The organism is Oscillochloris sp. ZM17-4, from assembly GCF_019599295.1.
Lineage (GTDB): Bacteria > Chloroflexota > Chloroflexia > Chloroflexales > Chloroflexaceae > Oscillochloris.
The window spans coordinates 1-4273 of record NZ_JAIEWN010000116.1 but is presented as its reverse complement, the minus strand read 5'-3'; the positions used below and the strand labels follow the sequence as shown (position 1 = coordinate 4273).

2 protein-coding genes are annotated in these 4273 nt (G+C 71.1%); one reads left to right on the top strand and one right to left on the bottom strand.

Annotation, left to right across the window (positions count from 1 at the left end; genetic code table 11):
• Positions 1-2585 (bottom strand): protein kinase (locus K2Z83_RS27910; protein WP_220598448.1); only part of this gene is annotated, 2585 nt, incomplete at its 3' end.
• A 395-nt stretch (positions 2586-2980) separates the two neighbouring features.
• Between K2Z83_RS27910 and K2Z83_RS27905 the strand changes: the two genes are divergently transcribed.
• A partial coding sequence (locus K2Z83_RS27905) for a hypothetical protein (RefSeq protein WP_220598447.1) occupies positions 2981-4273 on the top strand: 1293 nt, incomplete at its 3' end.

The following is a 4273-nucleotide window of genomic DNA, read 5'->3' as shown; positions in this document are numbered from 1 at the left end:
TCGCCCTGGCCGCCAGCCACGGCGCTGAGGGCGATCAGCGCCCATGCCCGCCGCTCGCCATCGGACTCGGGCAGCAGCCCCAGCGCCTGCGTGAGGCTTTGCTCGGCGCCCGCCCAGTCGCTCATGCCGAGCAGTGCGGTGCCGATGCCGATGTGGAGCCGCCCGCGCCCCGCGCCATCATCGGCATCCGCCAGGGCCAGGCCGCGCCGCAGCCAGATCAGCGACTGATCGGGGGACTCATTCTCCAGCAGCTCGCCCATGCCCAGGCAGACGCGCACCAGCCCCGCCCGCTGCGCGGCGATTGCTGGCTGGCCCTCCAGGGCGGCCCACGCGTGGCCGTATGCCGCGCTGGCCCGCCCGCGCTCGCGCAGGGGCGTCGCGGCGTCGCCCTCGGCCAGCCAGAGCGCGGCCCGGCCGGCGCTATCGAGGGCGGAGGGGTCGATCTCGTCGAGCAGGGCCAGCAGGGCGCGGGCCTGGCCGCGCCCGATGATCGCCGCGCCATGCTCGGCGATCATCGCCGCCGCCCGCCCCTGCTCGCCGGCCAGCAGGGCGTGGCGGGCGGCCAGCAGCCAGTCGCCCGCACCCTGGGCGTAGTGGGCCGCGGCGCGGGCGTGCAGCCCCCGGCGGGCGGCGGGCGGGATCTGCTCGTAGAAGAATGTCTGGAGCAGCGCGTGCTGGCGGTAGGCCCGCTCGGGGCCGCTGCCGCTGACGATCAGCAGCTGGCGGCGGCCCAGCTCGCTCAGGATCGGCCGCAGCTGCACGTCTTCGAGCAGCGCCTGGAGCGCGGCCCGGCTGGCCGGGTGGCCCAGCAGCGCGGAAAGGGCGTCCATCACGCGGCGCTCGGCGGGCGCCAGCTGGTCCTCCACCAGGCCGAGCAGGTAGGTCTCAATATGCTCGACCTCGGTCAGATGGTCGAGCAGCCGCTCGGGCGAGGGCGCGAGGCGCAGCGCCTCGGCGGCCAGCAGCAGCAGCTGCGGGTTGCCCTCGGTGAGCGCGTGCAGCCGGGCGATGGTCGCGGCGTCGAGGGCCAGCCCGAGCTGGGCCAGCAGGGCGCTGCTGTCGGCGAGGCTCAATCCGCTCAGCATCGTGGGTCCTCCCTCCTGACGAAGCGCCGTCGGCCACTGGCGCGATGTGATCAGCAGGCTCAGGTCGTCGCTCGCCGCCAGCCGCCCGACCAGCGCGGCGAAGCCGTCGGCCGCCTCGGCCAGGTGCAGGTCGTCGAGGACGATCAGGCAGCCCGCCCCGCGCAGCGCCTGGAGCAGGTAGTCGAGCACGACCTGCGGGGCGGGGGGCTCGCCGCCGTGCGCCCCGTGCAGGAGCCGCCATGGCCCGCCGAGGCCCAGCCGGGCCAGGAAGCCGGCCAGCTCCCAGATCAGGTCGCCCGGGCCGTCGCCCGTGTGCAGCGAGCGCCAGAAGACGTGCGCCGGGTCGCCCCATCCGTGGGCCAGGGCGGCGGCGAGGGCCGTCTTGCCGACCCCGGCCGGGCCGATGATCAGCGCACGCTGCGCGGCGCGCAGCCGGCGGGCGTAGGCGGCGAGATCCTGCTCTCGCCCGACAAGGTCGCGCGGCGCGGGCGGCGGCTCAGGGCGGGCGGGTGCCGGCAGGTCGCGCAGGGCGATCAGGGCGTCGAGGGCCGCGAAGAGCTCGTCGGCGTCCGGCCGCGCCGACGGCGCGGGGTCAAGCGCGCGGAGCAGCAGGGCCAGCATCTGCGGCGGCAGCTCGGGGGCGAGCGACTCAAGGCGGGCGCGCAGCGCGCCGGGGTCGTGCTCGCCGGCCGGGCTGAGCGGCGGCGGCCCGCCGGCCAGCAGCGCGTAGAGCGTCGCGGCGAGCGCGTAGATATCTGAGCGCGGCACCGCCTGCCCGCGCAGCTGCTCGATCGGCGTGTAGCCCTGGGTGCCCGCGCTGGCGAAGGAGTCGCGCAGATCGCCGATGGCAGACGCGAGGTAGGCCAGGCCAAAATCGATCAGCCAGACCCGGCCCTGGCTATCCACTAGGATGTTGGCCGGCTTCACATCGCGGTGCAGCACGGGGGCCGCCGCGCGGCTGTGCATATAGACGAGCGCGGCGCAGACATCGCGCGCGTAGCGGAGCGCCTCGGAGAGCCCGATCGGCCCCTGCGCCCTGAGCCGGTCGGCCAGGCTGGCGCCGTCGACATACTTCATCACCAGGCAGAGCTGCTCGGGCAGGTACTCGTAGATGTCGGGGATGTTGCGCTGGCCCGGGTCGTTCAGCCGGGCCAGCATGCGCGCCTCGCGGTCGAACGCCTCGATGTAGCGCTGGCGGCGCTCGCCATCGCCGCCGGGGCGCAGGCGCAGACGCTTGACCACGCAGGGCCGATCCAGGCTCTCGTCGCGCGCCAGGTAGGTCTCGCCGAAGCCGCCCTGGCCAAGCTTGCGCTCGATCCGGTAGCGCGGGGTGAGCTGGTGGCCCGGCGCGAGGGGCAGGTCGCCCGCCCCGGCGTCGCGATCTGTCGGCGTGACCGCCGCCGAGAGGGTGACGAGCGCAGCGCCGCACTGGCCGCAGTAGCGCGCGATCGGGCGGCACGGGGAGTCGCAGAAGGGGCAGCGAATGGGGATCTGCTGCATACCGTAGGTTCACCCAGAACATGAGATCCATAGCATGGCTCCAGTGTAGAGAGAAGCGCGCCGCTGACAATAGGCAACCGCCGGCTGCGCCAGTTGTGAATCCGCCACTCTGAATAGCCGATAGCCGATAGCCGATAGCCGGGCGGCGGTGCCCGGCGGCTGAAGCCGCGGGCTATGCTCTGCGAAGCCCGCCTTCGCGGGCTGGGAGACCGCGCCCCTGTCCCCTGTCCCCTGTCCCCTGTCCCCTGTCCCCTGTCCCCATGAGCCTACAGCGCGCCGCTGCTGAAAACTAAGCAGCGGCGCGCGCAGATATCAGCAGCCAATGTGGCTATTGTAGAGATACCCTTCTGCCCTACCTCAGCCCCCCAGGGGCCACATATCTCAAGGAGGCCACTATGATATTCACACGGAGAGCATTGCTCACATGGCTCGCGCTGATCGGGATCACAATCGCCGCGCTCGCCCCCGGCGCGATGCGGCCCGCGACCGCGCAGACAGCGGCGGGCAGCACGACGCTGATCTCGATCGCGGCCGACGGCACTCTGCCCACCGGCCACTCAGCGACCTACTCGTCGGCCTGGGGCTCCGGCAGCCCGCGCATCTCCGCCGATGGCAACTATGTTGTCTTCAGCACCAACATGAAACTGGTGCTGAAGGACACCAACGGCCTGACCGATGTCTACATCTACGACCGGGCGAACCGACAGCATATCCTGGCATCGCCCGCCGTGAATGGCGACGCCGCGGGGATCGAGGCCTACGGCTCCGATGTGCGCGCAGCGATCTCGGCGGACGGCATGTATGTGGTCTACGAGAGCACCTCAAGCCAGCTGGTGCCCGGCGACACCAACGGCAAGATCGACATCTTCGTCTTCGACCGGGTGAATAACACGGTGAGCCGGGTGCTCACCAGCAGCGGCGCCCAGCCCGACGGCGACTCGGTCCTGCCGGATATCTCTGGCGATGGGAACCGGATCGTCTTCGCATCGCGGGCGACCAACCTGTTCAGCCAGGAGGGCAACAGCATCTTCTTTGCTGACAGGGACGGCGCAAAATGGAAGGTGGCAGGGCGCCTGCCCATCGACAGCGGCGGCAACCCGATCGCAACAAAGCCCGCTATCGCGGTCGATGGGGCGATGATCGCGTATCAGTCTCGAATAACGACTGGCACAAAGAGGATGGATATCTTCTTAGCCTACCTCAACGACATGAGCACCACGCGGGTCACGGCTGGCGACCAGGACTCGACCATGCCCGAGGTCTCGGACGACGGCTACATCGTGACCTTCAAGTCGGCCGCTACGAACCTGGTGTCAGGTGACACCAATGGCCTGTGGGATATCTTCGTCTACGACTGGGGCCAGCGTAGCACCACGCGCGTCTCCAACGGCTACGACGGCAGCCAGGCCAACGGCCACTCGGGCGATGCTAGCTCGGTCTATGGCGGGCCGACGATCTCGGGCGATGGCAGATACGTCGCCTTCCCCTCGGCGGCGAGCAATCTGGTGGAGGGCGACACCAACGGCCAGCCCGACATCTTCGTGTACGACATGCAGAGCACGATCCAGAGCCAGCGAACCAGCCGGATCTCGCTCACGTCGGCGGGCGGCCAGGGGGACGGCGCCAGCTCAGGCTGGCCGTCGATGAGCAGCGACCACAACCTGATCGCCTTCACCTCGGCGGCGCGG